The sequence below is a fragment of the Candidatus Methylomicrobium oryzae genome (genome assembly GCF_016745425.1).
Classification (GTDB): domain Bacteria; phylum Pseudomonadota; class Gammaproteobacteria; order Methylococcales; family Methylomonadaceae; genus Methylomicrobium; species Methylomicrobium oryzae.
The window spans coordinates 1-22,867 of record NZ_JAERVK010000019.1 but is presented as its reverse complement, the minus strand read 5'-3'; the positions used below and the strand labels follow the sequence as shown (position 1 = coordinate 22,867).

The following is a 22,867-nucleotide window of genomic DNA, read 5'->3' as shown; positions in this document are numbered from 1 at the left end:
ATAGATCGCGTCGGAAACACGCGATCGAGGGCAATGCCACCACAAGGGTGGTCATGGACAGAGCAATTGCCGACGACTGCAGGGAGGCAGGAGTTAGAGCAACGCAGGGAGCGGTTGCCGAGTGCGTACTTTGCCGATTTAACGAAAAACCCGAAATCATCAGAAGCGGTACGCGCAGCGTACCCTATTAACGCGCGTATGTTTTCTACCGAAGTTTCATTTCCCCGCAAAATCCAGAGTTTCATTCGCCGCCAGGGGCGGCTGACCGCCGGCCAGCAGCATGCGCTGGACCATCGCTGGAAATCTTACGGACTCGATCCGAACGCCGATTATGATTTTGCCCAGGTCTTCGAACGCAATGCGCCGCTTTGCGTCGAGATCGGCTTCGGCAACGGGGAAAGCCTGGCGCAGATGGCGGCGGCAAATCCGGAGATCGATTACATCGGGATTGAAGTACATCGGCCCGGCGTCGGCCACCTGCTAATGCTGTTGGCGGAGCGGAATCTGACCAACGTCAGAATCTATTGCCATGATGCGGTCGAGATTCTCGAAAAACGGATTCCGAACGACAGCCTGAGCGGCGTCCACCTGTTTTTTCCGGACCCCTGGCCGAAAAAGAAACATCACAAAAGACGGATCGTGCAGCCCGGCTTTATCGCACTGCTGAGCAAAAAGCTCAAAGCGGGCGGATATTTTCATGCCGCCAGCGACTGGCAGCCCTATGCCGAACACATGCTGGCGGTATTGTCCGGACAAGACAAGCTGGCGAATACCAGTGAAGCGGGAGGATTTTGCGAACGTCCCGCCTACCGCCCCTTAACAAAATTCGAACAGCGCGGGATCAGGCTGGGACACGGAGTTTGGGATCTGATCTTCAGCAAGCCCTGAGCGGTCTGAGCTTGTTGTGCAGACCTGCCAGGTTTTAAAAACCTGGCAGGTCTTCGCCAAGAAGAGATATCGAATAACAGCCGATCTATATCACTTATTGTCGAACTGCAGACCTTCCGTCCGCATCATCTTGATCATAAAAACCAGCTCTTCCCGCTGCTTTCTGATCTGTTTCAATTGTTCTTCGAGGGAAGTAATGCTTTCGGCCACGTTGCCTTTCGATTCGTTGATCTTCCGGAGCATCAGCAGACGGCCGTCGATCTGTTTCTTGTAGTCCTTGATCTGATGCATCAGCGGCGTCATCACGTTGCTGCTCCAGGTCGCCGCGTCGTCGTGCGCCTGTTTTAGGATATGCCGCGCCTTCGCGATCAGCGTGCCGTACAATTTGTTGATTACGATGCTTTGCTCGGTCATCGTCGTTTTGGCGCTGGCGCGGAATGCTTCACCTTCGGCGAAAATCTGCTCCAGTTCGAGCTGATAGGTCGAAATCGAAAAAAGCTGCGGCTCGATTTCGACAAAACCGTATTCATCCTTGAATTTTTTGTGAATCGCCTTGATCAGCCGGCGGGTTTCGTTCGTCAAATCGACCGAATCCTGCAACAGATCGCGGAGTTCGTCGAACAGTTTGCGCATGTTCTGCTTCATACTGTAAGTCGTCAGGCTTTTCGCCATGTCTTCGCGGGTCCGTTTCACGATCTCGTCGACCCGCTCTTTGCCGAACGAATCGACCAGCATTTTCGCCTGCGTCAGAAACACCTGACGGCTGGTCTGGAAATTTTCGACCGTCGCCATGTACTGATTCTGCCTGTCGCGCATTTCGGCCAGCAGCTTGCCGGTCATGTCCTTGTTTTCGAAATCGATCTTCTTGACTTCCTCAAGCTGGGAAATCGCATTGCTGTAAGACACATCGACCAGACTCAAAGATTCGTTGACCATGAAGCCGATGTCGCGGACGATCGCATTCATCAGGATCGTCCGGCGCTCTTTCAGAATATCGTTGGCCAGATAATTTTCCAGCGTCGCCAGCCGGCTTCTCTCCAGAAGCTCCGGATCGTGCTTGACCTTCGCCAGTAAGGCCTGCTTGGCCGATATGGGGAAAATGGCTTTTTCATTGATCTTCAGGATGTCGGCCGACGCCTTGATCTGCGAGTGGATCGCATTTTCATAGCCTTTGTCGCCGGTTAAATCGTCCCACATCGCATCGATCTTGTTCATGACGACAGCGACGCTCTGTTTGCTACCGCTGCTGACTCTGAACACATGGCTGCGCCACATTTCGAGATCGCTCTTGGTCACGCCGGTATCTGCGGCGAGCAGGAACACGATTGTCTGAGCGCTCGGCAGCATGCTTAAAGTCAGTTCCGGCTCGGTGCCGAGTGCATTCAAGCCGGGCGTATCGAGAATAGCCAGGCCTTCCTTCAGCAAAGGGTGCGGAAAGCTGATCAGGGCATGGCGCCAGCACGGAATTTCGACTTTGGCGGGATTGAGGTTGCCTTGTTCGGCGGCTTCGCGCTTGCTCCATAAACCCAATTTTTCGGCCACCTCGCGATCCACTGATTTTTTCGCCATCAACTCCTTGAATGCTTCCTGCATTTGTGTAGGGGAATTGCAATCCAGCGGAATATGCTTCCAGCGTTGCGGCTCTTGCTTCAACTCGATCAGCGAAACATCTTCCAGACGCGTTTCAATGTTCAATAAGCGAATATAGCTGCCGCCCTCTTCGTCCCAGAACAATTCGGTCGGCGACATCGTGGTGCGGCCCGGCGCGGAAGGCAACAGCCTGAGGCCGGTTTCGGCGAAAAACAGCGCATTGATCAGCTCGGTCTTGCCCCGGGAAAATTCAGCCGCAAACGCCAACGTAATGCGATCGGATTTGAGGCCGCTCAGAAGGTTCAAAATCGTATTATCGCTTTCGGCGTCATGCATGCCATAGCGCAGGCGCCACTGCTGATACATTTCGATCGCCTGCATCAGCTTCGAACGCCACTGTGAATACTCGCGCATTTGCTCTTTAAATTCCAGATTCCTCATGGCAAGCCTTATTATTACTCGATATGCGTCGGTTAAGAGTCGAATGTCTGGACCAACAAGATGTTGAAATTCAAACTGTTAAGAAAACAACCCGGGCTATCGGAAACGCAAGCGTTTCCTCAGGCGAATTTGCTTTTAAGTGTAGACCATAATTAATCGAGGCGTAACGGAATGGTTTTTTTTTGTCTGCCCCGCAGAATATACGGTCAGACACCATAGCGGTCGCGATAGGCTGTGATCGCCTCCAGTACGCCGGGCAGCTCTCTGGCATGCCCGGTCAGATAACCGATAATATCGGACAGCGTAATGATCGAAACGACCGGCATACCGTAACGTTCCTCGACTTCGCGAATCGCCGAACGGTCGTCCAGGCCTTTCTCCTGGCGGTCCAGCGCAATCACCACGCCGGCCGGGACGGCGCCTGCGGCGCGAATGATCTCGACCGATTCCCTGACCGAGGTGCCGGCCGTGATCACGTCGTCCAGAATCACGACATTCCCCGTTAAAGGCGCACCGACCAGCGTGCCGCCTTCACCGTGATCCTTGCTTTCCTTGCGGTTGAATGCGAAAGGGATATCGCCTCCCGTCAATTCCGCATATGCGATCGACGTCGTGCTGACCAGCGGAATGCCTTTATAGGCAGGCCCGTACAGGACGTCAGTTTCGATGCCGGACTGGATCAGGGCCTGCGCGTAAAAACGGCCGAGCCGGCCCAGCTTCGCGCCGGTATTGAACAGACCGGTATTGAAGAAATAGGGGCTGCTGCGGCCGGATTTCAGCTGGAATTCGCCGAACTTCAGGACTCCGCACTCGAGCGCATAACGGATGAACTGTGCTTGATAATCATGCATGGCAATAAAGATATTTTAAGAGTAAAGAAAGCTTCAGGCGATGAAATTCTGCAAAACCGTATCCAGAAAATCCCAGCCTTTTTCGGAACACACAAAACGGTCGTCCTGCCGGATCAGGAGGTTTTGCCTGCAATTGACCGACAAACCCGGTTCCAGCGCGGCAGGCGCAAGGCCGGTCGCCGCCGAGAAGTCGTCGAGCATAAAACCCTGCTTCAGACGCAGACGGTTCATTACAAATTCGAGCGGCAGATCTCGCTCGGCAATCGCCTGTTCCCCGCCTTGCCGGTGCGTATCGGCAAGGTATTGCTCCGGCCCTCTCGGTTTGAAGGTACGGACGATGTTTCCCGGCAATGCCCGGGAAATTTTCCCGTGCGCGCCGGCGCCGATGCCCAGATAATCGCCGAATCGCCAATAATTCAGATTGTGCCGGCACTGCCGGCCGGGCCGGGCGTAAGCCGAAATCTCGTACTGCGCATAGCCGTGCTCGGCCAGCAGCGCTTGACAGGCTTTTTGCGCCGCGAAAATCGACTCGTCGCTCGGCAGCCGGGGCGGAAATTTATGGAAATAGGTATTCGGCTCCAGCGTCAATTGGTAAAACGAAATGTGCGCCGGCTCCAGGCCGATCGCGGTCCGAATGTCGTTGACGGCGCTGCCTTCGCTTGCGTCCGGTAAACCGAACATCAAGTCCAGGTTCAGATTGTCGAAGCCGGACTGCTGCGCAATCTCGACCGCACGGAGCGCTTCGCGCGCCGAATGCACCCGGCCGAGCGCCTGCAAAAAACGGTCGTCGAAACTCTGAATCCCGATCGACAGCCGGTTGATCCCAAGCGTCCGGAATTCGGAGAATTTATGGCTTTCGAAAGTACCCGGATTCGCTTCGAGCGTGACCTCGGCGTCGTCCTGCAACTGTACCTGTTCCGCAATTCCGTCCAGCAAGCGGTCGAGCGCTTCCGGCGAAAACAGGCTCGGCGTGCCGCCGCCGATGAAAATGCTCCGGATCGGCCTGTTTATCGCATAACGCCGGATATCCTCGTCCAAATCGCGCAATAAGGCACCGATATAAGCCGCCTCCGGCGCACCGTCCTTCACCGCATGGGAATTGAAATCACAGTACGGGCATTTTTTGATGCACCAGGGAATGTGGATATATAAGCTGAGCGGCGGCAACGATTATCGGAAAGTGACTGACGAAACACTCAGTTTATCATGTTCATCCCAGGGCGGACATTAGGAATCGTTCCTGAGAATCGAACCTGCTCAACTATCAACAGGCGGTACATCGTTCATTCATAACCGGCATGAACTTCCGCAATGGCCTATCTGCCTAATCGAGTTGTTACCGATCGATATGATCAAGCTGAAATACCCTAACCCTTTCCTGTCGGGAAACTTTCGAGGAGTATCACGATGACCAACGAAGAAACAATTTCAGTCCTTAACGATCTGATTCAAATATCAAAAGACGGCGAGCGGGAATTCAACGATTGTGCGGAGAGAGTCGCCGATCCGGAACTTTTGAATTTTTTCACTAAAACGTCGCAGCGCTGCACTGAAGGCGCCGCGATGTTACAAAAAGAGGTAAGCCGCCTGGGCGGCGAACCGAAAACCGAAGGCAGTTTTTCGGGTGCGGCTCATCGGATGTGGTCGAATCTGAAAACGGCAGTAGCCGGAAACGATAAAGAGTCGATCCTGAAAGCCTGCGAAATCGGTGAACAGCATGCTGTAGAGGCCTACGAAAAAGCCTTGCATGAGGATCTGCCTGCCGATATTCGAGCCATGGTCGAAATGCAGCATCAGGGCGTTATCGCCAATAGAGACCGCGTTCATAATTTACTACAACAGCGAATGTAATAAGCAGTGGCGGGCTGACGAGGGAAATCCATTGTTCGCGCTTGATGCGTTGCGCAAGGTTCAGCACCGCTTACGCGATGCATCGACGTATTGAGTGAACGGCAAAGCGGTTAACCCCCTCAGCCCAGATTCAGTCAAACTGGGAACCTTATGTAACTTATCGCTGTATTTCCTGTCATGGGTTGCGTAAAGGCCATTCAATACCCTCTGCCACAATAACGAGGAGGAACTATGAAACTAATGGTTGGGTTAACGGGTTTAGTCGCGCTTCTTATCAATAGTCCTTTATCTGCCTGCGATATTGTCAATAAACGGGATATTTATGTCGCCGACCGCATCGGGGTGGCGGGCAATTGTTCCAATAATGGCGAAAAAATCGAATGCTACGAGGTTGGCGAATACTATGGCGGTCTGACCTGCGAAGGTCCCATCGGAACCAACAGCAGCTACAATTTAAAGAATCTGATCTACGCCGTTTGCGGTTGTTCGCCCGAAGATCAGGAAAGGATTGACGAACAGATGGACCAGGAACTCGAATAGTTCGGATTGCGCTCGTAAGGACCGGAGAACGCAATAAGCAACGCCGTATTGTACCGCATGCAAACCGGATTTTTTTACCGTCACTTATGCACAGTTGAAGTGCGGCGAATGATTCAGTCCGAATTTAAAAGTTTGTCTATTGCCTAGCACACATTAACCCGTAAGTTATTGATTATTTATATCAAATCCGTATTGACTTAAAAGTGGCCAATCTAACGGAACCTGTGTAAATTCCAGATTTTAGCCGCGCCATTCACTTTTTACCCACAGACTTATCCACAGAAATTGTGGATAAAGTCGTTCCCTTTCCAAAACACCGGATTAGGCGTTAAAGTTTGAAGAGAAATGAATTTAGCCGCGCAAATCGCTAAGGCCGTAGGTAGATTCAGCAAAGCCCAATCGTACAAATCCGGAAAGATGCAAAATCCGCAATTACTCCTTTTTCATTGACATCCTCCCCCCACCCTCTATAATTGCCGCCTGCTTTAAGGTTCCGTTGGTTCTTCAGGATCAACGGTTAAACGGGAAGCCGGTGAGGAAATTCCAAGACCGGCGCTGCCCCCGCAACGGTAAATAAGTCAAGCGTCATCGATACGCCACTGTGCTAAGGCATGGGAAGGCGATGATGCCGGCAACCAGCCGCTTATAAGCCCGGAGACCGGCCTGAGAAAGCATCATTCGGAACAGCGGAGGGCTGTGCACGATAAAGTCGCGGCAGCTCCCGTCTTTCTCTGCGTTTTATCCTCCGCCCTGTCAATCACCCAGATGCGCGGGCGGCGCAGAGGATAAAATGCTCGATTCACGATTTTACTTCTTATTTTCCGGTCTGGTTTTTTCGGCGCCATTATGGGCCGCGGAAAACGCCGACATCCAAAGCGAAGCAGAAAAAGAAGTCAAACCTTCCTATCAATTGCCTTCGGCGAAAGAAGCGGTCGAAACTTACAACGTCAAAGCGCAGGATAAAGCCTTGCTTTCTCCGGTTACCGTTACTGCCAGCTCGTCGGTAGCGGACGAGTTGCTGTCCCCTAAGTCGGTGACCATCTATTCGAAAGAGAATATCCGGCAGAGCGGCGTCAGCAATCTGCTGGATTTCTTCAAATACAATACCGAAATCCAGACGGACCCCAGTTTTGGCAATGTCATTACGCCCAGACTGTCGATGCGCGGCTTCGGCAACGGCGACGGCTATCAAAACATCAACATCCTGGTCGACGGCGTTTCGTTGAATCAAATCGACATGGTGCCGCAGCAATTGGGCTCCGTTCCCATCGATTCGATCGAAAAAATCGAAGTGGTCAAAAGCAGCGGTTCAGTGCTTTACGGCGATTATGCCGGCGCCGGCACTATCGTCATCCGCACCAACAATTCTTTCGACCGGAAGCCGTGGTACGGCTCGGTAAGGTCGGGTTTCGGCACCTACAACACCAAGCTCGAGCACATCAATCTCGGCTCCGTTACCGACTTCAAAGGGTTCAAGATTTTGGCGGACGGCAATTTCACGTACCTCGATGCGGAAGGCAAAAAACCGGTGCTCGCGGACGGCAGCAAGGATACGACCGAAAATTTAAACGGCAAAGCGACCTGGGGTTTGCAAAAGGACAATTTCGAAATCCTCACCTCTTTCATCAAGGACGACTCCAATGTCGTCTATACGGGCCCGATGTCCTTGGACACCTTCAATCGGAACCCCAATGCCGCCGTCACCAACGGTTCGCGCAATATCGTACACAAGGAAGACTGGGTGACCACGATGAAGTACAAATTCAGCGACCGCTGGAATGCGGCCTATACCTATGCCAATAAAACCAAGGACTTGAAATACCCTGCCTACAATTATCTGCCGCATTACGAAGGGGAAGACCATCGCTTCACCTTGCAGACGATTCAGGACGATTTCGCCGTATTGGCCGGTTTCGACTTGAACGACAATCTGCGCGCGGAGCCGGGCCAGGTCACCGAAAAAAACAACGTCGCCGGCTTTATTTCGGCCGACTATTTCGTGAACGAACGTTTGTCTTTGAATGCGGGTTTCCGGCAGGCTTTCATCACCTTCAAACACAACAACGACGGAGCGAATAATCCTTTATCGAAAACCGTCAACCCTGCGAGCGTGAACGCGGCGGTGAATTTCTCCCTGGCCAGGAACGATGCCGTGTTTGCCGGTTACGTGCATGCATTTCAATCGCCCGACATCGACCGTTTCTTTTCTCCGGTGTATGCCCCCGACTTTACGCTGATCGGGAAGATCTTCAACGGTTTCATCAATACGATGGAATTGGACACCTATTCGATCGGGTATAAACACCTGGAAGATACGTTTAAAGCGAAAGCGGAGTTTTATTATTCGGATTTGAACAACGAGATTTTCTATAACAGCTCCACCTTCACCAACACTAACTACGACTCGTCTTCCAAGTACGGCGTAGAACTCTCCGTATACAAGGATTTCGCTCTTTTTTACGCCAGCGCCAACTACGTTTATACGGATACGCGCGCCAAGGTCGGCTCGCAAGCCTATCAAATCGCCGCCCAACCGAAACACATCGTACTCGCGACGCTCGGCAAACAATTCACCAGTACGCTGCTGCCGCTCCCCTATCATACGATCAGCCTTTCCCATAAATATCAATCGGACAGTTATGCGGAAGGCGACTTCGACAACTCAGTGGGCAAACAACAGGCTTACAACGCGACCACCTTTACTTACCAGTTGGCGGACCGGAAACACTGGACGGTCGATTTTTCGATCCAAAATTTGTTCAACGGCGCGAACGGGCAATTCGTCGATTTCGGGACCAATAACCCCGTGGTATACCCCACCAATTACCAACGTACTTTTCAGGGCTCCGTCAGCTACCGTTTTTGACAGCCTACCAAACCCCAACCGCATGTTAAGCGTCGAACGCAATAATCCGCTGGATAAACGCCCCCAACTGTTGGATACTTTAATCTTCTGCGGAGCGAAACTTCTCCGCCCTTATCCTTTATAATAACCGGCCGCCGGGCGGACAGACTCGCAAACCGATTGACAGGAGATAATCTGATGAATACGACACAATGGCTGCAAACAAAGTATTTACCCATTCCGCTGATCGCGCTGATGGTGCTGACCCGCTATCATCACTTCGGCGATGCGCTGCATCTGCCCGATGCGTCGCTGGCGGTATTTTTCTTTGCCGGCTTCTACCGGAAACCCGCCCTGCTCGCATTCCTTTTACTCCTGGCGGGATTGATCGATTATCTGGCGATCGCGAACGGTACCAGCGCTTACTGCATTTCGCCGGCCTATGTTTTTATGATTCCGACTTACGGGGTGATGTGGCTGGCCGGCCGTTATTGCGGCCGATATAAAACGTTCGACCGGATCGGTCTGCCTTTGAACGTCGGTATGCTGATGCTGGCCTCGACGGCGGCCTTCATCATTTCGAACGGCAGCTTTTACCTGCTTTCCGGGCGTTTTGACGAGGTTTCCCTGAGCGCCTATATTGCTGGCGGCCTGCCGTATTATCTGCCTTATGTCGGCTCGACTCTGCTTTATGCCGCGGCGGGCTACGCTCTGGTCAAATTGCTGGCTTTTTTGCCGGCGCTTCAAAGCCGCCACACCTCGGCTTAATAAACCGTCTCTCTCGCGAGGTGGATGCGCTACTGCTTCTCCACCCAATGCCATTAAGTTAAGGTAAACTCGTCATTCCGGCAATCCCTGCCGAGATGACGGCTTAACTTAACGGCATCGTTTTCCATCCTACCTGACGGTTGTCTATTTCATCTGCAGCTTTAACCCCGCACTGCAGAAAAACACCCGCTCGCAATGGGCCGCGATCAGTTGCGCGGCCCTGCCGGACAAATCGACATACTGCCTGGCCAGCGCATTGTCCGGAATGATCCCCAGGCCGACCTCGTTCAGCACCAACACCATCGTGCACGGCAATTGCATCGCCGCTTCCAGTTCGGCCAGGATGTCCGCCTCCGGCACGCCGTGAAAGAGCTGATTGTTCAGCCACATCGAGATGCACTCGACCAGCACCGGGCCGGGGCAGCATTGCAAGGCCGCCAGCAGATTGACCGGCGCCTCGATTGTGACGAATTTGTCCTGACGGCGCTGCCGATGAATCATGATCCGCTCCTTCATTTCATCATCCACAAACTCGGTCGTCGCCAAATAATAAGGCTTGCGGCCGCCCGCCTGTTCCAGAGCATACGCTTCGGCCAGACGCGATTTGCCGCTTTTGACGCCGCCGGTAAACAAGGTTTTCATAACGCTTCCAGAATCCGGTCGATGTCGACATGCGCGCCGACCGTTTCCGCAAATCGGCTGATTTCCGCCTCGCGGTAATCCGGATAGCAAAATCCCCGGTAAGCCGGATCGATCGCCCGGAAATAGCCGGTACGGAACGCATCGTGATCGAACACCCCGTGCACGTGTGTCCCCGAAACCCGGCCCTGACGATAGAACAACGGATGTTTCTGAAGGCGGCCGCAGTGGATTTCATAGCCCTGCACCGCCTCTTCCGAAAATAGCCGGTAGGCGCCGCGCGCGAGGATTTTCGGGCTTCGATAGATTACTTCGTCGTCGATCAGCCCCAGCCCTTCTTCCACGCAGGGCACATCATGCTCGAGCGCATCGGGATCGTGCAGCCTGTTGCACAGCATCTGATAGCCGCCGCAGAGACCAAATATCGGCCCGGTAAACTGTCGCAGTTCCGCAAACAGCCCCTGCTGCTTTAACCAGTGCAGATCGCGGATCACGGTCTTGCTGCCCGGCAGCAGCGCCATGTCGAAGCCGGCCAACGGGCGGTAGCCGTGCAGCACCTCGACGTCGAGTTCGGGATCGGCGATCAGGGCGTCCAGGTCGTTATAATTGCTGAGCCCCGGATAGGCAATTGCCGCAACCCGGACTTTGACCGCGCCGAGGCGCTGGCGGTAGTTCTGCAGCGACTGCGAATCTTCCATGTCGATATTTAGCGGCCGGAACGGCACGACGCCCAACACCGGCACGCCGAAGCGTTCCGCAATGATTTTCTCGCCTTCGTCGAAAAAGCGCCGATCGCCGCGGAACTTGTTCACGATCACGCCGACCAGGTTCGCCCGCATCACCGGGTCCATCAATTCGAGCGTCCCGTAAATCGACGCAAACACGCCCCCGCGCTCGATGTCGGCGACCAGGATGTTTTTTGTGTTGAACGTTTTGGCGACGAAGGTGTTCGATAAATCCTTGTCGAGCAGGTTCAGCTCGACCGGCGAGCCCGCGCCTTCGGCGACCACCAGGTCGAAATCCTCTCGAAGGCCGTTGAACGCCTTCTCAACCTCGGCCTGCAACGTGCCGATGTGGTCGTAATAATCGGCGATCGACTCATTTCGATAAACCTTGCCGTTCACGATCACCTGCACCGAACCGCTGCCTTGCGATTTCAGCAGCACCGGGTTGAAGCGGCAGCTCGGCTCGACGCGCGCGGCTTCAGCCTGCAGGCACTGCGCCCTGGAAATTTCCCCGCCTTCGACGGTCACCGCCGAATTGTTCGAGACATTCTGCGCCTTGAATGGCGCGACCCTGATTCCCCGGTCGGCGAAAATCCGGCATAAGGCCATCACCAGGGTGGTTTTCCCGGCATCGGAACTGGTGCCGAATACAGCCAACGGTTTCATCATCGGTTCAGATAATCGATATAGGTATAATCGTGCTGGCGGCGCAGCTTGTGCACCGAGCCGGGATCGATGCGCAATTGGAATGCATTCGCCGGCGGCAGCTCCAGCACCCGCGCAAGCAGGGCACGGATTGCGCCGGCGTGGGTCACGACCAGCACCTCTTCGTGCGGCTGGCGCAACAGTTCCTGCCAGAAACCGCCGACGCGCTCGCAGAGATCGGCAAAGCTCTCGCCTTCGGGCGGCGCGGTCTCGACGAAATTGCCGGTCCACCGGCTGAGCAATTCGGGGTCGATTTCGTCGAAGCGCCGGCCTTCCCATTGGCCGAAATTCAGTTCAAGCAGCCGGTCGTCGACAATCACGCTCGGCGATAAAATTTCGGCCAATTGCATGCAGCGCGTCAAAGGACTGCTGAATACCGTACAGCCGTCAGTCAATGCCGGCAGCTTCCGTTGCAGTATCGCCACGTCCTCGCTGAAGCCGGGCGACAAAGTCACGTCGGTCCGGCCGTAACACAGTCCGGCTTCGGTTGCGGTCCGGGTATGACGGATCAGATAGATGTCCATAACGCGCCGATGCCCAGATAGAACACGATTTCGGCGACCTGTTGGCAGGCGCCGAGGCAATCGCCGGTATAGCCGTCGATATGCCGATTAAAATACCGGCCCAGCCACAGTGTGGAAAACACGGGCGGCAATGCCGCCAGCAGACAACCGGCCGGCAGGAAAACGAACGGCAGCAGCGCGATAGCCATCGCAAACGACAGATCGGCGAACCTGGGCATGAACATCGCCCCGCCGCTTTTGCTGTTTTCGGTTCGCGCATAACGGTATCGCCGCATCAACAGCAGCGGCATCAGCCGGCTCACGCTGTGTCCCGACAGCAAAATCCAGGGCGCAATTCGAACGTCCATCGATCCGAGCAAGCCGACCTTCAGCAGCAATAGCAGCATCAGACCGAGCGTACCGTATACCCCGATCGCCGAATCCTTCATGATGGCGAGAATGCGCTCTTTGCCGTAACCGCCGCCGAAACCGTCGCAGACATCCGCGAAGCCGTCTTCGTGAAAAGCGCCGGTGATCCAAATCCCCGCGATCAACGCGATCACCGCCGCGACCGTCGGCGGCCAGAGCAGCGCCGCCAGATAAAACGCCGCTCCCGATAACGCGCCGACGAGCCAGCCGACCATCGGCAAAAAAACCGCCGCTTGCGGCAATTGCCGGTAATCGAGACTTGGAGGGCACGGAAGGCGGGTATAGAAACCGAGCGCCAGCCAGAAGCGTTCAGGATAAATCATTCGGAAGCCCCGGGAACGACTGCCTTCCATGTTTACTTGATTCCTTTCCAGCGCCCGCCAATAAAATCCAGCGCTTCCTTGATATTCAGATCGCGGGTCGCGCCGCCGGTTCGCACATAGAATTTTTGCGTGTTGCCCTGCTCGACGAACACCGGCCGGTTCGCCGGCGAGACGATCAGGCGGCAGACATGCCTGTCGTCGATCACATGGAACAGCACATGCACGAAAGCGCACAGGTCGGCGCCGAGATTCGCCGAAATCGCCGTCATCACCGCCTGTTCGAAACCGTCCTGATCGGGTCTTTTCAAGGTTTGATAATCTTTCTCCAGCCCGATCACTTCGCCGTTGTCGGCCACGCCGATCAGCAGCGTCCCGCCGATAGGGCTGTTCAAGAAGCCCGCCAGCGTTTTCAGTATCACGCCTTCCAACGCACGATTGATCCGCGATTCCGCCATGTCCCAGCGCAGCGACGATTTGAATTCCAGGTAAGGCCCCTCGCCCTGGCGGATGATCGAAGGCAAATCCTTGTCCAGTTCCATTTTCAAATAATCGATATGGACGAAACGCTGATGGATCACTCTGAATAAAAAAAGCGACAACAGCCCGACCACCGCGCCGATTTCCGCATAGAACATCAGCAGCATCAAATTATTGTGCGAAATCCTGCCCATCACCATGTCGGCGACTTGCCCGAACATATACTCGAACGAAGAGAGCGGATCCACAGACTGCTCGCGCGCGCTGATATAATCGTAGCTCGGCGCCAGAATCAGCACGCCGATCAGCGCGCCGTTCAAGGCCGCGGCCAAATACAGTTTCAATTGCTGCCGCCAGATTCTCAGTATCAGGATAAAAAATCGCTTCATGCTCGCTTCAGTTTTCCGTAGGGCGAAAAGTGATCGTGAAGATAGGGATTTTCAACAGCTTCACAGTTTTTGGTCGACGCCGGCCTGATCGAAGCTGGCCATCTCGTTCAAAAAGGCGACCGCTGACCGCAACAGCGGATAGGCCAGCGCGATACCGGAACCCTCGCCCAGCCGCATGCCCAGATTCAGTAAAGGCTCTGCATTCAGCTGTTCCAGCAAGGCCCGATGCCCCAGTTCTTCTGACATATGGCTGAAAACGCAATAGTCAAGCACGGCAGGATAAATCTTCGCTGCCGCCAGCAGGGCACTGCACCCGATAAAGCCGTCGACGACGATCAGCATGTGCAGTTCGGCGGCTTTCAGGTAGGCGCCCGTCATCATCGCGATCTCGAAGCCGCCGAAGGTGGCCAATACTTCGGCTGCGCCGGTCAATTCCGGATGGCGGGTTAACGCCCGTTTTAAAACCTCGAATTTATGATGCAGCTGCGCATCGTCAAGACCGGTCCCCCGGCCTATGCAGCGTTCCAGCGGCAAGCCGGTCAAACAGTGCATGATCAACGCCGCGGAGGACGTATTGCCGATTCCCATTTCGCCGAAACCGATGCAGTTGCAGCCCCGATCATACTGCTGCCGCACCAGTTCGGCCCCCCTGCCGAGCGCCGTTTCGCATTGTTCGGGCGCCATCGCCGGCTGTTCCAGAAAATTGGCCGTACCCTTGCCGATACCGGCATGAATCAAACCGGGCAGCGCCGAAAGGTCGGCATTCACGCCGGCATCGACAATCCGCAGATCAACTTGATGTTGCCTGGCAAACACATTGATCGCTGCGCCGCCCGCGGCAAAATTGGCGACCATCTGCGCGGTAACCGTTTGCGGATAAGCGCTGACGCCGGCCGCAGCGATGCCGTGGTCGCCCGCGAATACGATAATGCAGGGCTTATCCAACGAAGGCGTCAGGCTGTTCTGTATCAGCCCGATCCGCAGCGCCAATGTTTCCAATTGCCCCAGGGCACCGAGCGGTTTGGTCTTTTGATCGATTCTGGCCTGCAAAGCCCGCTCCAGGGCCCGGGGCAGCGGCCGAACATCAAACAGGGTCGGCACGGCTGTTCCAGCGATCTTCGAACAATAGATCGTCGAGCGGCATCCGCTCCGCCCACTGCTCCTGCTCCAGCATCGGTTTTTCGTAAAACCGTTCGACATGGCCCAGGCACAGGATCGCGGCCGGCTGGCTGCCTTCGGGCATCGCCAGCAGGCGTTTGAGTTCCTCAGGCTCGAACAGCGAGACCCAGCCCATGCCTAAGCCTTCCGCCCTGGCCGCCAGCCAGATATTCTGAATTGCACAGGCCAGCGAAGCGAGGTCCATATCCGGCATCGTGCGCCGGCCGAACACGGCTTTCTCGCGCCGGTCGGAAAGCGCCGCAACCAGTACGACTGCGCAGTCGAGAATGCCTTCGACTTTCAGTTTCATGAATTCGTCTTCGCGCTCGTGCAATGCTTTGGCGGTCCGGACCCGCTCCTGTTCGACCAGCGCATGGATTTGCCCGCGTAAGGCGTTCGAAGTAATCCGAATGAACCGCCACGGCTGCATGAAGCCCACGCTGGGCGCATGGTGCGCGGCCTCGAGCAGACGCCTGAGCACATCGGAAGCAATTGGATCGGGCAGGAAATGGCGCATATCGCGGCGCTCGTAGATCGCCCGGTAGACGGCGGCGCGCTCCGTCTCGGAATAACGGTGTTCAGTCATTGGACCGGTAAGAATCGAGCGTTCGCCGGAGATGCAAAACTTAGAGATGATAAGGATGCGCCGCTTCGAAACCGTGCACCTTCGCTTTGGTAGTAAAAACCGGCGGCGTCCAGCTCCCGCGTTCCTGACCAGCCAGATGGGCCGCCAGCCAGTTCGCCTGATGGCGTATCGGCATGATGTAGGCATACAGCCTGCCGTTCGGCAGTTCCGCGACATCGCCCAGCGCATAGATATGCTCGTCTTCGGTTCTGAGGCAATCGTCGACTTTGATCCCGCGCCCGACCGCCAACCCCGCCTGTTCGGCCAGTCCGGTGCGCGGCTTGAAGCCGCACGCCACGATCACCGCATCGAATTCGGCCGCCGCTTCGGTCAGCACGCACACCTTGTCGTTCTCGTCGGCAAGACTATGGACGGATTGGTTCAACAGCACGTCGACGCCGGCGTGATTCAGGTTTTCGAGCAGCGACAGCGAATCCTCTTCGACCAGCTGGCGTTCCATTAACCGGCTCGTCGCATGGTAGAGCGTTACGCTGTCGCCGGAAACGGCCAGATCGGAGGCGACCTCACAACCGATCAAGCCGCCGCCGATGATCGCCCAGTCCGGCCGGCGGTTTTGGCTCACGATACCGTAGCGGAACTTGCGCAGCGTCTTTAAATCGGTCAAGCTGTTCAGGCAAAAAAACAGCTCGCGGTAAGGCCTGAGTGGGGGCGGAACGAATGCGGAAGAGCCCTGCGCGATGATCAGCTTGTCGTATTTGAGCGATTTTTCCTGACACGCGCCACCCACATCGACCCGGCGCGGGACGCGATGTATCGCGGTGATATCGGCGCCGCTGATCACCTCGATACGGTTTTCCCTAAGCGCCGAAAACGGCTTCAGAACGATCGTTTCTTCGATCGTATCCTTACTGAAGCCGCGCGAAAGCAGGGGCCGGGAATAATAGCCGTCATTCTCGCGGGTCACCAGGGTAATCTCCGCATCGGCGTCCAGAGCACGGTATTTCTCCGCAAAAGTCACCCCGGCAACGCCAGAGCCAATAATCACGACTTGCATGCGATATCCCGTACCAATCCTAACCGATCAACTCGAAATCGCTTTTGACGGTGCCGCACTCGGGGCAGCGCCAATCGTCCGGAATGTCTTCGAAACGGGTGCCCGGCGCCACGCCGCTGTCGGGATCGCCTTCACTCTCGTCGTAAATATGCCCGCAAATCGTGCACTGGTATCTTTTGTAATCCGACATGATCATTCCTCTATTTTGGAAAAACTTGGGTAAAACAAAAATGCGGTTCCGCGTTTTGTGCGGAATCAGACAAATGATTGACTGTATCAGTTCTCCGGCCATTTTCAAACCGCCATCGCCGATTATTTTTTAAACGGCAGGTAATCCGCCGCATTTAACCGGTAGATTTTTACCGCCTGCCGTTCACGCGTCAAAAAATTTTCGATCGCTTCGGCAAAAGCGGGGTCCTTCAGCCAGTGAAGCGAATAGGTCGGGACCGGCTCGAAGCCGCGTGCGATTTTATGCTCGCCCTGCGCACCGGAATCGAAGCGTTGCAAACCGTGTTCGATGCAATACTCCAATCCCTGGTAATAACAGGCCTCAAAATGCAGGGAGTCGAATGCTTCGGCACAGCCCCAATAGCGGCCATACAAGGTATCGCTGCCGATAAAGCTCAATGCTGCAGCGACCGTCTTTCCATGCTTGAGCCCCTGCACCAGCAGCATTCGGCCTCCCATTGCGGCGGCGCAACGCCTGAAAAAATCAGCCGTTAAATAAGGCCTCGAAGCGTTTTTCAAATAGGTCAGGGCATAAAACCGGTAAAACGCCTGCCACTCCCCATCGGTGACCTGATCGCCCGGCACGCGCCGCATCTCGACCCCGGCTTCGCCGACCTTTCGCCGTTCGCGCCGGATCATCTTGCGTTTGGCCGCATTGAACGTTTCCAGATAATCGCCGAAACTCCGGGCGCCTCTGTTGAACCAATGATACTGCACACCCTCACGCAACGATAATCCCTGCGATTGCCATTGTCCGGCCTCTTGTTCGACAGGAAACAGACAATGCCATGAAGATATCCCCTCGTCTATCGACTGCTCCCGGATGAATTCACGCATCAGCCGCATCACGCTTGCCCGGTTGACCGCCTCTTTAACTAACAGGCGCGGTCCCGGACACGGCGTAAACGGGATTGCGGTCAGCCATTTCGGATAATAGGCCAGGCCATGCTGGCGGTAAGCCGCCGCCCATTGCTGATCGAACACATATTCTCCGTACGAATGGGTTTTCAGATACAAAGGCAGCAACGCGATCAGCTCTGCGTCATCGTATACCAGCAGATGCCGCGGCACCCAGCCGGTTGACTCCGAAACCGAGCCGCTCTCTTCCAGCGCCGCCAGAAATTCATGACGGATAAACGGATAATCGCTCCCGGCCAGCGCATTCCAGTTCGCGTCGGCGACATCGCCGATGCTTTCTATCTGTTTTACTTGCATGGTCAAACCCGATAAAGTGGAGCCGTTACCCTTTCGGCATTTTATCCGTCTATGATTGAAAAGCCCTAATTACAGGCCAGTGAGAAACAAAGAGTCGCTATTGAACGTAACGAAACAGCACTCTCCGTTTGCGCGGAATTCACGCTATGGAAAGAATTGGAAGCCTGACTGCCGCTGCCGGCATCGAATGGGTCGGCGATGGTGGGATGCCCGCTAATAACCGTCCGACGTTCAAAACAATGTACGGCAAAGTCACCGATCATCCAAAAACGCCCCGAATATTCCGTCAAATGATCTATGCGCCGTTTCTTAACTGATGCACTAGCTGATTTTGCGGCATCTCGCATACACCGTTCCGTAAACGGCCAGGTTCAGTAAGATCACGCAAAATCCCAATACGATCTGTATGTCTCGGGTCAACATTGAAGGATAAATGATCGGTACGATGTAATGCTCGATGAATCCGCCCGCGTAATGATCGCCGCTCGTCGAGCGCAGCCGGTTTTCGAGCAGGGTCAGGGGACATAGCCACCCCGCAAATTCGATCATCGCGCCCCATATCGCGGCAGGGAGGTGCACCCAGATCATCCTGGGGTATTTTAATACCAACAGCCCGCCGAATATCACGAACAGGATAAAGGCGAAGTGAATCACTACGGTCAGGTCGGCAAATATCCGATTTAGCATAGGAACGGTAACTTAGCCTTTGATGCAGATGACCGGTTCCAGTCTGGCAATTTTATGCGCCAGCCCGGCCTTGTCTGCCGCGTCGACGACCGCTCCGGCGTCTTTATACGCCAGCGGAGCCTCTTCGGCGATTCCTCGCAACGAAGGGCTGCGAATGATGATGCCCTGTCGTGCCAGTTCGTCCACCAGTTCGCGGCCGCGCCACTGTTTGGTAGCCTGATGCCGACTCATTGCCCGACCGGCACCGTGACAAGCGGAACTGAAAGCCTGGCTTGCGCCTTTTTCGGTTCCGCACAGCACATAGGAACTGGTACCCATCGAACCGCCGATCAGCACCGGCTGACCGACTCCGCGAAATGCCTCGGGTAAATCCGGATGGCCCGGCCCGTAAGCGCGAGTTGCGCCCTTGCGGTGAATATACAACTCCTTTTTGCGGCCGTTTACCGTGTATTTTTCCACTTTACAGGTGTTGTGCGAAACATCATACAGCAATCTCAAGCGGACGCCGGGAAACAACGTATCCACCGCCTTCCGGGTCAGATGCGTCAGTATCTGGCGGTTGGCCAGTGCGCAATTGATCGCGGCGCGCATCGCACCGAGATAGCGCTGGCCCAGCGGCGAACGGATCGGCGCGCAGGCGAGTTCGCGGTCGGGTAAGGCGATTTTGTATTGGGCAGCCGCCATCGCCATTTCTTTCAAAAATTCGGTGCCGATCTGGTGGCCCAGCCCCCGGGAGCCGCAATGAATCGTAATCACGATGCCGTCGGTCCGTAAACCGAATTCCTCTGCAATCGGCCTGTGATAGATTTCAACGACGCGCTGCACTTCCAGATAATGGTTACCCGATCCCAACGTGCCCATTTCCTGCCGCTGCCGCTCCCGGGCTTTCGCTGAAACCTGGGCCGGATCGGCGCCTGCCATGCAGCCACCTTCTTCGATGCGTTCCAGATCCGCTGCTTCCCCGAATCCCCGATCGACCGCCCAGCGTGCGCCTCCGCTCAGCATCGCGGTCATTTCATGCGGATTCAAATGTATTTTTCCGCGGCTGCCGACCCCGGCCGGAATCGCCCGATACAGTTCATCCGCCAACCGATGCAGGCCTGATCTAAGCATATCCATCGTCAAGCCGGTATATAAAGTCCGCACACCGCAGGAAATATCGAAACCGACGCCGCCGGCCGAAACCACGCCGCCCTGATCAGGATCGAACGCGGCCACACCGCCGATCGGAAAACCGTAGCCCCAATGCGCATCGGGCATCGCATACGCCGCCTCCACGATGCCAGGCAAAGTCGCGACATTGGTAATTTGTTCGTAGACCTTCTGGTCCATCGCGCGAATCAGCTCTTCATCCGCATAGATGACAGCCGGCACCCGCATGGCGCTCGTGGGCGGAATTTCCCAGCAGGTTTCGCCGCGTCGAATCAACTGACCGATATTCATCGCGTTTCTCCTAGACATCGACAATGCATTGCGCGATCCACATGGCCTCTTCGTTCCGGTAAACCCGCAATTCGGTAAAGGTGGCGCCTTTGATCTCTACGGCAGGCTGATGCCTTTCCCGGTCCACGGTTTCCCCGCTGGCCGTAGCGGTCAGCTTGCCTTGTTCAATTTTTACTTTGTAGCAACCGAAAATCAAATGCTGCGTCGACATCTGGTAGATCAACTCGTTGATCCAATCCAAGAATAACAATTCATTATCCGGTGCTTGGCATTTTATTGAAAGCGCCCGAGTATTCCCGACGGTATTCGGATTGGTGATGACCGCGGTCAAAGCCAGGGCGGCCTGTTCAAAGCTTCCGGCAAGCGTCGGCGCAATGTCCCGGATTCCCATATCGGCGTCATGATCGAAGTGTTCCCAATGCGGAAGCTGTGACTGTGCTTTCGGCATATTCTTTCCCGGCGGCTCGCAGAATAAATGGTTCATGTTCAAAATTCGGCCTTCCACTATAATCCCAGTTTTCGAATCGATTAGATAACACATGCATTCGACAACGCTTGGCAATCTTTTCTCAAATGTTCCGAAGCACTTACCGGACGAACTGTTCGAAACCCTTCTGAAACAAGGCGGAATCGAAATCGAACGGATCGTTTCCAAAGGTCATGCGACCCCGGAGAATCAATGGTATGACCAAAGCTGGGATGAATGGGTACTCCTACTCCAGGGGCGGGCGACGTTGAGTTATCAAGATGAGGCTAACCCCGTGCATCTGAAGCGCGGCGATTATTTACTCATACCTGCGCATCGCCGCCACCGCGTCGAATGGACGGATCCTGTTCTGGAAACCATCTGGCTGGCGATCCACTGGCGTTAGCCTTCGCTTCGCCTTGTTATAGAAAGGCCCATCTAAAGGATTATTTATTTCGTTCACTCTGCATTCAGCATCTGTTGACTATATTTTATTGAAGAGAAGCCGTTCTCCGAATTATTTGTCTCATGCAGGTTAATCGGGTATGTATCCCTGCGCTTGCAGGACGCTTATGACCAAATGCACAGGAGGCCAAAATGGATGAATTTGATATGCAGAATGCACCGGTCCATAACCCGAGCTCTCCGCTCGAATCGCTTTGCCAGGAATTCAATGGCATCAGTTTTTATGGCCTGGAATACATCATCGAAGATTTTTTTCAGGCCCAACATGCAAAGTCCGCGAATTCTCTTTCATTTCACTCTGTAGACTGGTTTGGCTTGCACGGCTGACTGAAAGCTGCCACACACTTATCCAAATTTCTCAGCCATTTGCTTCAAATCTATCCAACCACCAAGAAATAAGGACTCCGCTCTGGAAGCCCGTCCGCGCCAATCATCAAGATTTCATGCTTCGCATTTTCGAATAGGAGCCGCGAGGTTCGCTTCTCCCAACTGTATTTTCCACCGATTATTCGCCCATCCCCTCGACCGATTGAACAATCGAATCCGAAATATAATCCCAACGATAAGGGACTGAAAATCGTATTCCAGTGCCGGAGTTAGGCCTGATAGAAAAATCAAGTGTATAGTGTAATGACAGGAGGAAGCTTATGGCCAAAGAAGCTAAATCTTACTCGCCCGGAGAACAAACGCCGAGCGAAAAATATCCGAAAAGCCCGTTGCCCGCTCAGCATCAGGAACGCCCCGGAATTGAAGCTGAAATGACTCCGCGACCTGAATATCTTGCCCCCACTTACAAGGGCGCAGATAAATTAAAAGATAAGGTCGCATTAATCACGGGAGGCGATTCGGGAATCGGCCGTGCGGTAGCAGTTCTTTTTGCGCGCGAAGGCGCTGATTCCGCGATTACTTATCTCCCCGAAGAGCAAAGAGATGCCGAAGAGACGCAACGGCAAGTCGAAAAAGAAGGCCGCCGTTGTGTGCTGATTGCCGGCGATGTAACCAGTCCGGAATTTTGCCAAAACGCAGTGGAGAGAGTCGTTCAGGAATTCGGTGAGCTGAACATCCTGGTCAATAACGCGGCTTACCAGCAAAACCAGGAGTCCATTGAAGAGATTTCGGATGAGCAATTCGATAAAACGTTTAAAACCAATATCTACGGCTACTTTCGTATGGCAAAGGCCGCGGTCAAGCATTTGAAAGACGGCGATGCGATCGTTAACTGCGGTTCTATTACCGGTTTGGAAGGGAACAAGCATTTGATCGATTACGCTACCACAAAAGGCGCCATTCATGCCTTCACAAAATCGCTTGCGCTCAATCTGATCGAAAAGGGCATCCGCGTCAATTGCGTTGCACCGGGTCCGGTCTGGACGCCTTTGAATGTTGTCGATAAACCGGCCGAAAAAGTCGCCCAGCATGGAAGCAATACCCCCATGAAGCGGCCCGCGCAACCGGAAGAAATTGCACCGGCGTTTGTGTTTTTCGCCTCGAACAGCGACTCCAGCTATATCAATGGCGAAATCATAACGCTGCTAGGCGGCGAAACGCGAGCGGCCTGAACCTCGGCCATAAAAAAACCCCCGGCCTCGGGGAGAGGACGG

At 54.8% G+C, this 22,867-nt stretch carries 25 protein-coding genes and 1 riboswitch; of the genes, 9 read left to right on the top strand and 16 right to left on the bottom strand.

Annotation, left to right across the window (positions count from 1 at the left end):
- Positions 1–198 precede the first annotated feature (198 nt).
- The gene (trmB, locus tag JJL52_RS18185) at positions 199–888 is read left to right on the top strand and encodes a tRNA (guanosine(46)-N7)-methyltransferase TrmB (RefSeq protein ID WP_202053914.1); all 690 of its coding nucleotides are present in this window, start codon (positions 199–201) and stop codon (positions 886–888) included.
- 90 nt (positions 889–978) lie between these two features.
- Here trmB and JJL52_RS18180 read toward each other — a convergent pair whose 3' ends face one another.
- The 3 genes from JJL52_RS18180 to hemW all read right to left on the bottom strand — a co-directional run bounded on the left by JJL52_RS18180 (position 979) and on the right by hemW (position 4,937).
- Positions 979–2,919: a dynamin family protein gene (locus JJL52_RS18180; protein ID WP_202053913.1), complete on the bottom strand. Its 1,941-nt coding sequence runs from the start codon at positions 2,917–2,919 to the stop codon at positions 979–981.
- Positions 2,920–3,125: 206 nt separating this feature from the next.
- The gene (gene pyrE / locus JJL52_RS18175) at positions 3,126–3,770 is read right to left on the bottom strand and encodes an orotate phosphoribosyltransferase (RefSeq protein WP_202053912.1); all 645 of its coding nucleotides are present in this window, start codon (positions 3,768–3,770) and stop codon (positions 3,126–3,128) included.
- Positions 3,771–3,803: 33 nt separating this feature from the next.
- Positions 3,804–4,937, bottom strand: coding sequence for a radical SAM family heme chaperone HemW (gene hemW / locus JJL52_RS18170; protein ID WP_202053911.1), 1,134 nt, complete (start codon positions 4,935–4,937; stop codon positions 3,804–3,806).
- A 240-nt stretch (positions 4,938–5,177) separates the two neighbouring features.
- Here hemW and JJL52_RS18165 point away from each other — a divergent pair, with 240 nt between their 5' ends.
- The 4 genes from JJL52_RS18165 (at position 5,178) to JJL52_RS18150 (ending at position 9,774) form a co-directional block, all read left to right on the top strand.
- A complete protein-coding gene (locus JJL52_RS18165) occupies positions 5,178–5,621 on the top strand; it encodes a PA2169 family four-helix-bundle protein (RefSeq protein ID WP_202053910.1) in 444 nt (147 codons plus the stop codon).
- A gap of 231 nt (positions 5,622–5,852) precedes the next feature.
- A complete protein-coding gene (locus JJL52_RS18160; RefSeq protein WP_202053909.1) occupies positions 5,853–6,161 on the top strand; it encodes a hypothetical protein in 309 nt (102 codons plus the stop codon).
- A gap of 471 nt (positions 6,162–6,632) precedes the next feature.
- A riboswitch (cobalamin riboswitch) is annotated at positions 6,633–6,842 on the top strand.
- 109 nt (positions 6,843–6,951) lie between these two features.
- Positions 6,952–9,027 carry a TonB-dependent receptor plug domain-containing protein gene (locus tag JJL52_RS18155; protein WP_202053908.1) on the top strand — a complete coding sequence of 692 codons (2,076 nt, stop codon included), beginning with the start codon at positions 6,952–6,954 and terminating at the stop codon, positions 9,025–9,027.
- Between the two features lie 177 nt (positions 9,028–9,204).
- The gene (locus JJL52_RS18150; RefSeq protein ID WP_202053907.1) at positions 9,205–9,774 is read left to right on the top strand and encodes a hypothetical protein; all 570 of its coding nucleotides are present in this window, start codon (positions 9,205–9,207) and stop codon (positions 9,772–9,774) included.
- 144 nt (positions 9,775–9,918) lie between these two features.
- On the opposite strand, the gene JJL52_RS18145 is transcribed toward JJL52_RS18150, so the two are convergent.
- From JJL52_RS18145 to JJL52_RS18100, 10 genes are all read right to left on the bottom strand, one after another.
- On the bottom strand, positions 9,919–10,416 hold the full coding sequence (locus JJL52_RS18145) for a bifunctional adenosylcobinamide kinase/adenosylcobinamide-phosphate guanylyltransferase (RefSeq protein ID WP_202053906.1): 498 nt from the start codon (positions 10,414–10,416) through the stop codon (positions 9,919–9,921).
- A complete protein-coding gene (locus JJL52_RS18140) occupies positions 10,413–11,807 on the bottom strand; it encodes a cobyric acid synthase (protein WP_202053905.1) in 1,395 nt (464 codons plus the stop codon). Before JJL52_RS18140 ends, JJL52_RS18145 begins: the two co-directional genes overlap by 4 nt.
- On the bottom strand, positions 11,804–12,367 hold the full coding sequence (cobC, locus tag JJL52_RS18135) for an alpha-ribazole phosphatase (RefSeq protein ID WP_202053904.1): 564 nt from the start codon (positions 12,365–12,367) through the stop codon (positions 11,804–11,806). The genes JJL52_RS18140 and cobC overlap by 4 nt, the downstream gene beginning before the upstream one ends.
- Positions 12,352–13,098, bottom strand: coding sequence for an adenosylcobinamide-GDP ribazoletransferase (gene cobS / locus JJL52_RS18130; RefSeq protein ID WP_202053903.1), 747 nt, complete (start codon positions 13,096–13,098; stop codon positions 12,352–12,354). The genes cobC and cobS overlap by 16 nt, the downstream gene beginning before the upstream one ends.
- A 32-nt stretch (positions 13,099–13,130) precedes the next feature.
- Positions 13,131–13,964: an AlbA family DNA-binding domain-containing protein gene (locus tag JJL52_RS18125; protein WP_202053902.1), complete on the bottom strand. Its 834-nt coding sequence runs from the start codon at positions 13,962–13,964 to the stop codon at positions 13,131–13,133.
- Between the two features lie 60 nt (positions 13,965–14,024).
- Positions 14,025–15,065, bottom strand: a complete 1,041-nt coding sequence (gene cobT, locus JJL52_RS18120) for a nicotinate-nucleotide--dimethylbenzimidazole phosphoribosyltransferase (protein WP_202053901.1) — start codon at positions 15,063–15,065, stop codon at positions 14,025–14,027.
- Entirely contained in the window at positions 15,049–15,708 is a 660-nt protein-coding gene (gene bluB, locus JJL52_RS18115; RefSeq protein ID WP_202053900.1) for a 5,6-dimethylbenzimidazole synthase, read from the bottom strand. The genes cobT and bluB overlap by 17 nt, the downstream gene beginning before the upstream one ends.
- Positions 15,709–15,748: 40 nt before the next feature.
- Positions 15,749–16,762: an NAD(P)/FAD-dependent oxidoreductase gene (locus JJL52_RS18110; RefSeq protein ID WP_202053899.1), complete on the bottom strand. Its 1,014-nt coding sequence runs from the start codon at positions 16,760–16,762 to the stop codon at positions 15,749–15,751.
- A 19-nt stretch (positions 16,763–16,781) separates the two neighbouring features.
- Positions 16,782–16,952: a rubredoxin gene (locus JJL52_RS18105; protein ID WP_202053898.1), complete on the bottom strand. Its 171-nt coding sequence runs from the start codon at positions 16,950–16,952 to the stop codon at positions 16,782–16,784.
- Between the two features lie 122 nt (positions 16,953–17,074).
- The gene (locus JJL52_RS18100; protein WP_202053897.1) at positions 17,075–18,205 is read right to left on the bottom strand and encodes a GNAT family N-acetyltransferase; all 1,131 of its coding nucleotides are present in this window, start codon (positions 18,203–18,205) and stop codon (positions 17,075–17,077) included.
- 146 nt (positions 18,206–18,351) lie between these two features.
- Between JJL52_RS18100 and JJL52_RS18095 the strand changes: the two genes are divergently transcribed.
- A complete protein-coding gene (locus tag JJL52_RS18095; RefSeq protein ID WP_202053896.1) occupies positions 18,352–18,522 on the top strand; it encodes a hypothetical protein in 171 nt (56 codons plus the stop codon).
- Positions 18,523–18,526: 4 nt separating this feature from the next.
- Here the strand turns inward: JJL52_RS18095 and JJL52_RS18090 are convergent, their stop codons facing one another.
- The 3 genes from JJL52_RS18090 to JJL52_RS18080 are packed head-to-tail and all read right to left on the bottom strand — an operon-like array spanning position 18,527 to position 20,819.
- Positions 18,527–18,892, bottom strand: a complete 366-nt coding sequence (locus JJL52_RS18090; protein WP_202053895.1) for a DUF2784 domain-containing protein — start codon at positions 18,890–18,892, stop codon at positions 18,527–18,529.
- Positions 18,893–18,904: 12 nt separating this feature from the next.
- On the bottom strand, positions 18,905–20,335 hold the full coding sequence (locus tag JJL52_RS18085; protein ID WP_202053894.1) for an RtcB family protein: 1,431 nt from the start codon (positions 20,333–20,335) through the stop codon (positions 18,905–18,907).
- 10 nt (positions 20,336–20,345) lie between these two features.
- Complete coding sequence (locus JJL52_RS18080; RefSeq protein WP_236994347.1) at positions 20,346–20,819, bottom strand: archease; 474 nt, start codon at positions 20,817–20,819, stop codon at positions 20,346–20,348.
- Positions 20,820–20,874: 55 nt separating this feature from the next.
- Between JJL52_RS18080 and JJL52_RS18075 the strand changes: the two genes are divergently transcribed.
- The 3 genes from JJL52_RS18075 to JJL52_RS18065 all read left to right on the top strand — a co-directional run bounded on the left by JJL52_RS18075 (position 20,875) and on the right by JJL52_RS18065 (position 22,825).
- Entirely contained in the window at positions 20,875–21,207 is a 333-nt protein-coding gene (locus JJL52_RS18075; RefSeq protein WP_202053893.1) for a cupin domain-containing protein, read from the top strand.
- A gap of 191 nt (positions 21,208–21,398) precedes the next feature.
- A complete protein-coding gene (locus JJL52_RS18070; RefSeq protein ID WP_202053892.1) occupies positions 21,399–21,593 on the top strand; it encodes a hypothetical protein in 195 nt (64 codons plus the stop codon).
- 320 nt (positions 21,594–21,913) lie between these two features.
- Positions 21,914–22,825 carry an SDR family oxidoreductase gene (locus tag JJL52_RS18065; protein WP_202053891.1) on the top strand — a complete coding sequence of 304 codons (912 nt, stop codon included), beginning with the start codon at positions 21,914–21,916 and terminating at the stop codon, positions 22,823–22,825.
- Positions 22,826–22,867 lie beyond the last annotated feature (42 nt).

What these genes read in the sequence shown, in the direction of transcription:
- trmB (WP_202053914.1), top strand. Translation starts at nt 199, where the DNA reads ATGTTTTCTACCGAAGTTTCATTTCCCCGCAAAATCCAGAGTTTCATT.
- JJL52_RS18180 (WP_202053913.1), bottom strand. Translation starts at nt 2,919, where the DNA reads ATGAGGAATCTGGAATTTAAAGAGCAAATGCGCGAGTATTCACAGTGG.
- pyrE (WP_202053912.1), bottom strand. Translation starts at nt 3,770, where the DNA reads ATGCATGATTATCAAGCACAGTTCATCCGTTATGCGCTCGAGTGCGGA.
- JJL52_RS18165 (WP_202053910.1), top strand. Translation starts at nt 5,178, where the DNA reads ATGACCAACGAAGAAACAATTTCAGTCCTTAACGATCTGATTCAAATA.
- JJL52_RS18160 (WP_202053909.1), top strand. Translation starts at nt 5,853, where the DNA reads ATGAAACTAATGGTTGGGTTAACGGGTTTAGTCGCGCTTCTTATCAAT.
- JJL52_RS18155 (WP_202053908.1), top strand. Translation starts at nt 6,952, where the DNA reads ATGCTCGATTCACGATTTTACTTCTTATTTTCCGGTCTGGTTTTTTCG.
- JJL52_RS18150 (WP_202053907.1), top strand. Translation starts at nt 9,205, where the DNA reads ATGAATACGACACAATGGCTGCAAACAAAGTATTTACCCATTCCGCTG.
- JJL52_RS18145 (WP_202053906.1), bottom strand. Translation starts at nt 10,416, where the DNA reads ATGAAAACCTTGTTTACCGGCGGCGTCAAAAGCGGCAAATCGCGTCTG.
- JJL52_RS18140 (WP_202053905.1), bottom strand. Translation starts at nt 11,807, where the DNA reads ATGATGAAACCGTTGGCTGTATTCGGCACCAGTTCCGATGCCGGGAAA.
- cobC (WP_202053904.1), bottom strand. Translation starts at nt 12,367, where the DNA reads ATGGACATCTATCTGATCCGTCATACCCGGACCGCAACCGAAGCCGGA.
- cobS (WP_202053903.1), bottom strand. Translation starts at nt 13,098, where the DNA reads ATGATTTATCCTGAACGCTTCTGGCTGGCGCTCGGTTTCTATACCCGC.
- JJL52_RS18125 (WP_202053902.1), bottom strand. Translation starts at nt 13,964, where the DNA reads ATGAAGCGATTTTTTATCCTGATACTGAGAATCTGGCGGCAGCAATTG.
- bluB (WP_202053900.1), bottom strand. Translation starts at nt 15,708, where the DNA reads ATGACTGAACACCGTTATTCCGAGACGGAGCGCGCCGCCGTCTACCGG.
- JJL52_RS18110 (WP_202053899.1), bottom strand. Translation starts at nt 16,762, where the DNA reads ATGCAAGTCGTGATTATTGGCTCTGGCGTTGCCGGGGTGACTTTTGCG.
- JJL52_RS18105 (WP_202053898.1), bottom strand. Translation starts at nt 16,952, where the DNA reads ATGTCGGATTACAAAAGATACCAGTGCACGATTTGCGGGCATATTTAC.
- JJL52_RS18100 (WP_202053897.1), bottom strand. Translation starts at nt 18,205, where the DNA reads ATGCAAGTAAAACAGATAGAAAGCATCGGCGATGTCGCCGACGCGAAC.
- JJL52_RS18095 (WP_202053896.1), top strand. Translation starts at nt 18,352, where the DNA reads ATGGAAAGAATTGGAAGCCTGACTGCCGCTGCCGGCATCGAATGGGTC.
- JJL52_RS18090 (WP_202053895.1), bottom strand. Translation starts at nt 18,892, where the DNA reads ATGCTAAATCGGATATTTGCCGACCTGACCGTAGTGATTCACTTCGCC.
- JJL52_RS18085 (WP_202053894.1), bottom strand. Translation starts at nt 20,335, where the DNA reads ATGAATATCGGTCAGTTGATTCGACGCGGCGAAACCTGCTGGGAAATT.
- JJL52_RS18080 (WP_236994347.1), bottom strand. Translation starts at nt 20,819, where the DNA reads ATGAACCATTTATTCTGCGAGCCGCCGGGAAAGAATATGCCGAAAGCA.
- JJL52_RS18075 (WP_202053893.1), top strand. Translation starts at nt 20,875, where the DNA reads ATGCATTCGACAACGCTTGGCAATCTTTTCTCAAATGTTCCGAAGCAC.
- JJL52_RS18070 (WP_202053892.1), top strand. Translation starts at nt 21,399, where the DNA reads ATGGATGAATTTGATATGCAGAATGCACCGGTCCATAACCCGAGCTCT.
- JJL52_RS18065 (WP_202053891.1), top strand. Translation starts at nt 21,914, where the DNA reads ATGGCCAAAGAAGCTAAATCTTACTCGCCCGGAGAACAAACGCCGAGC.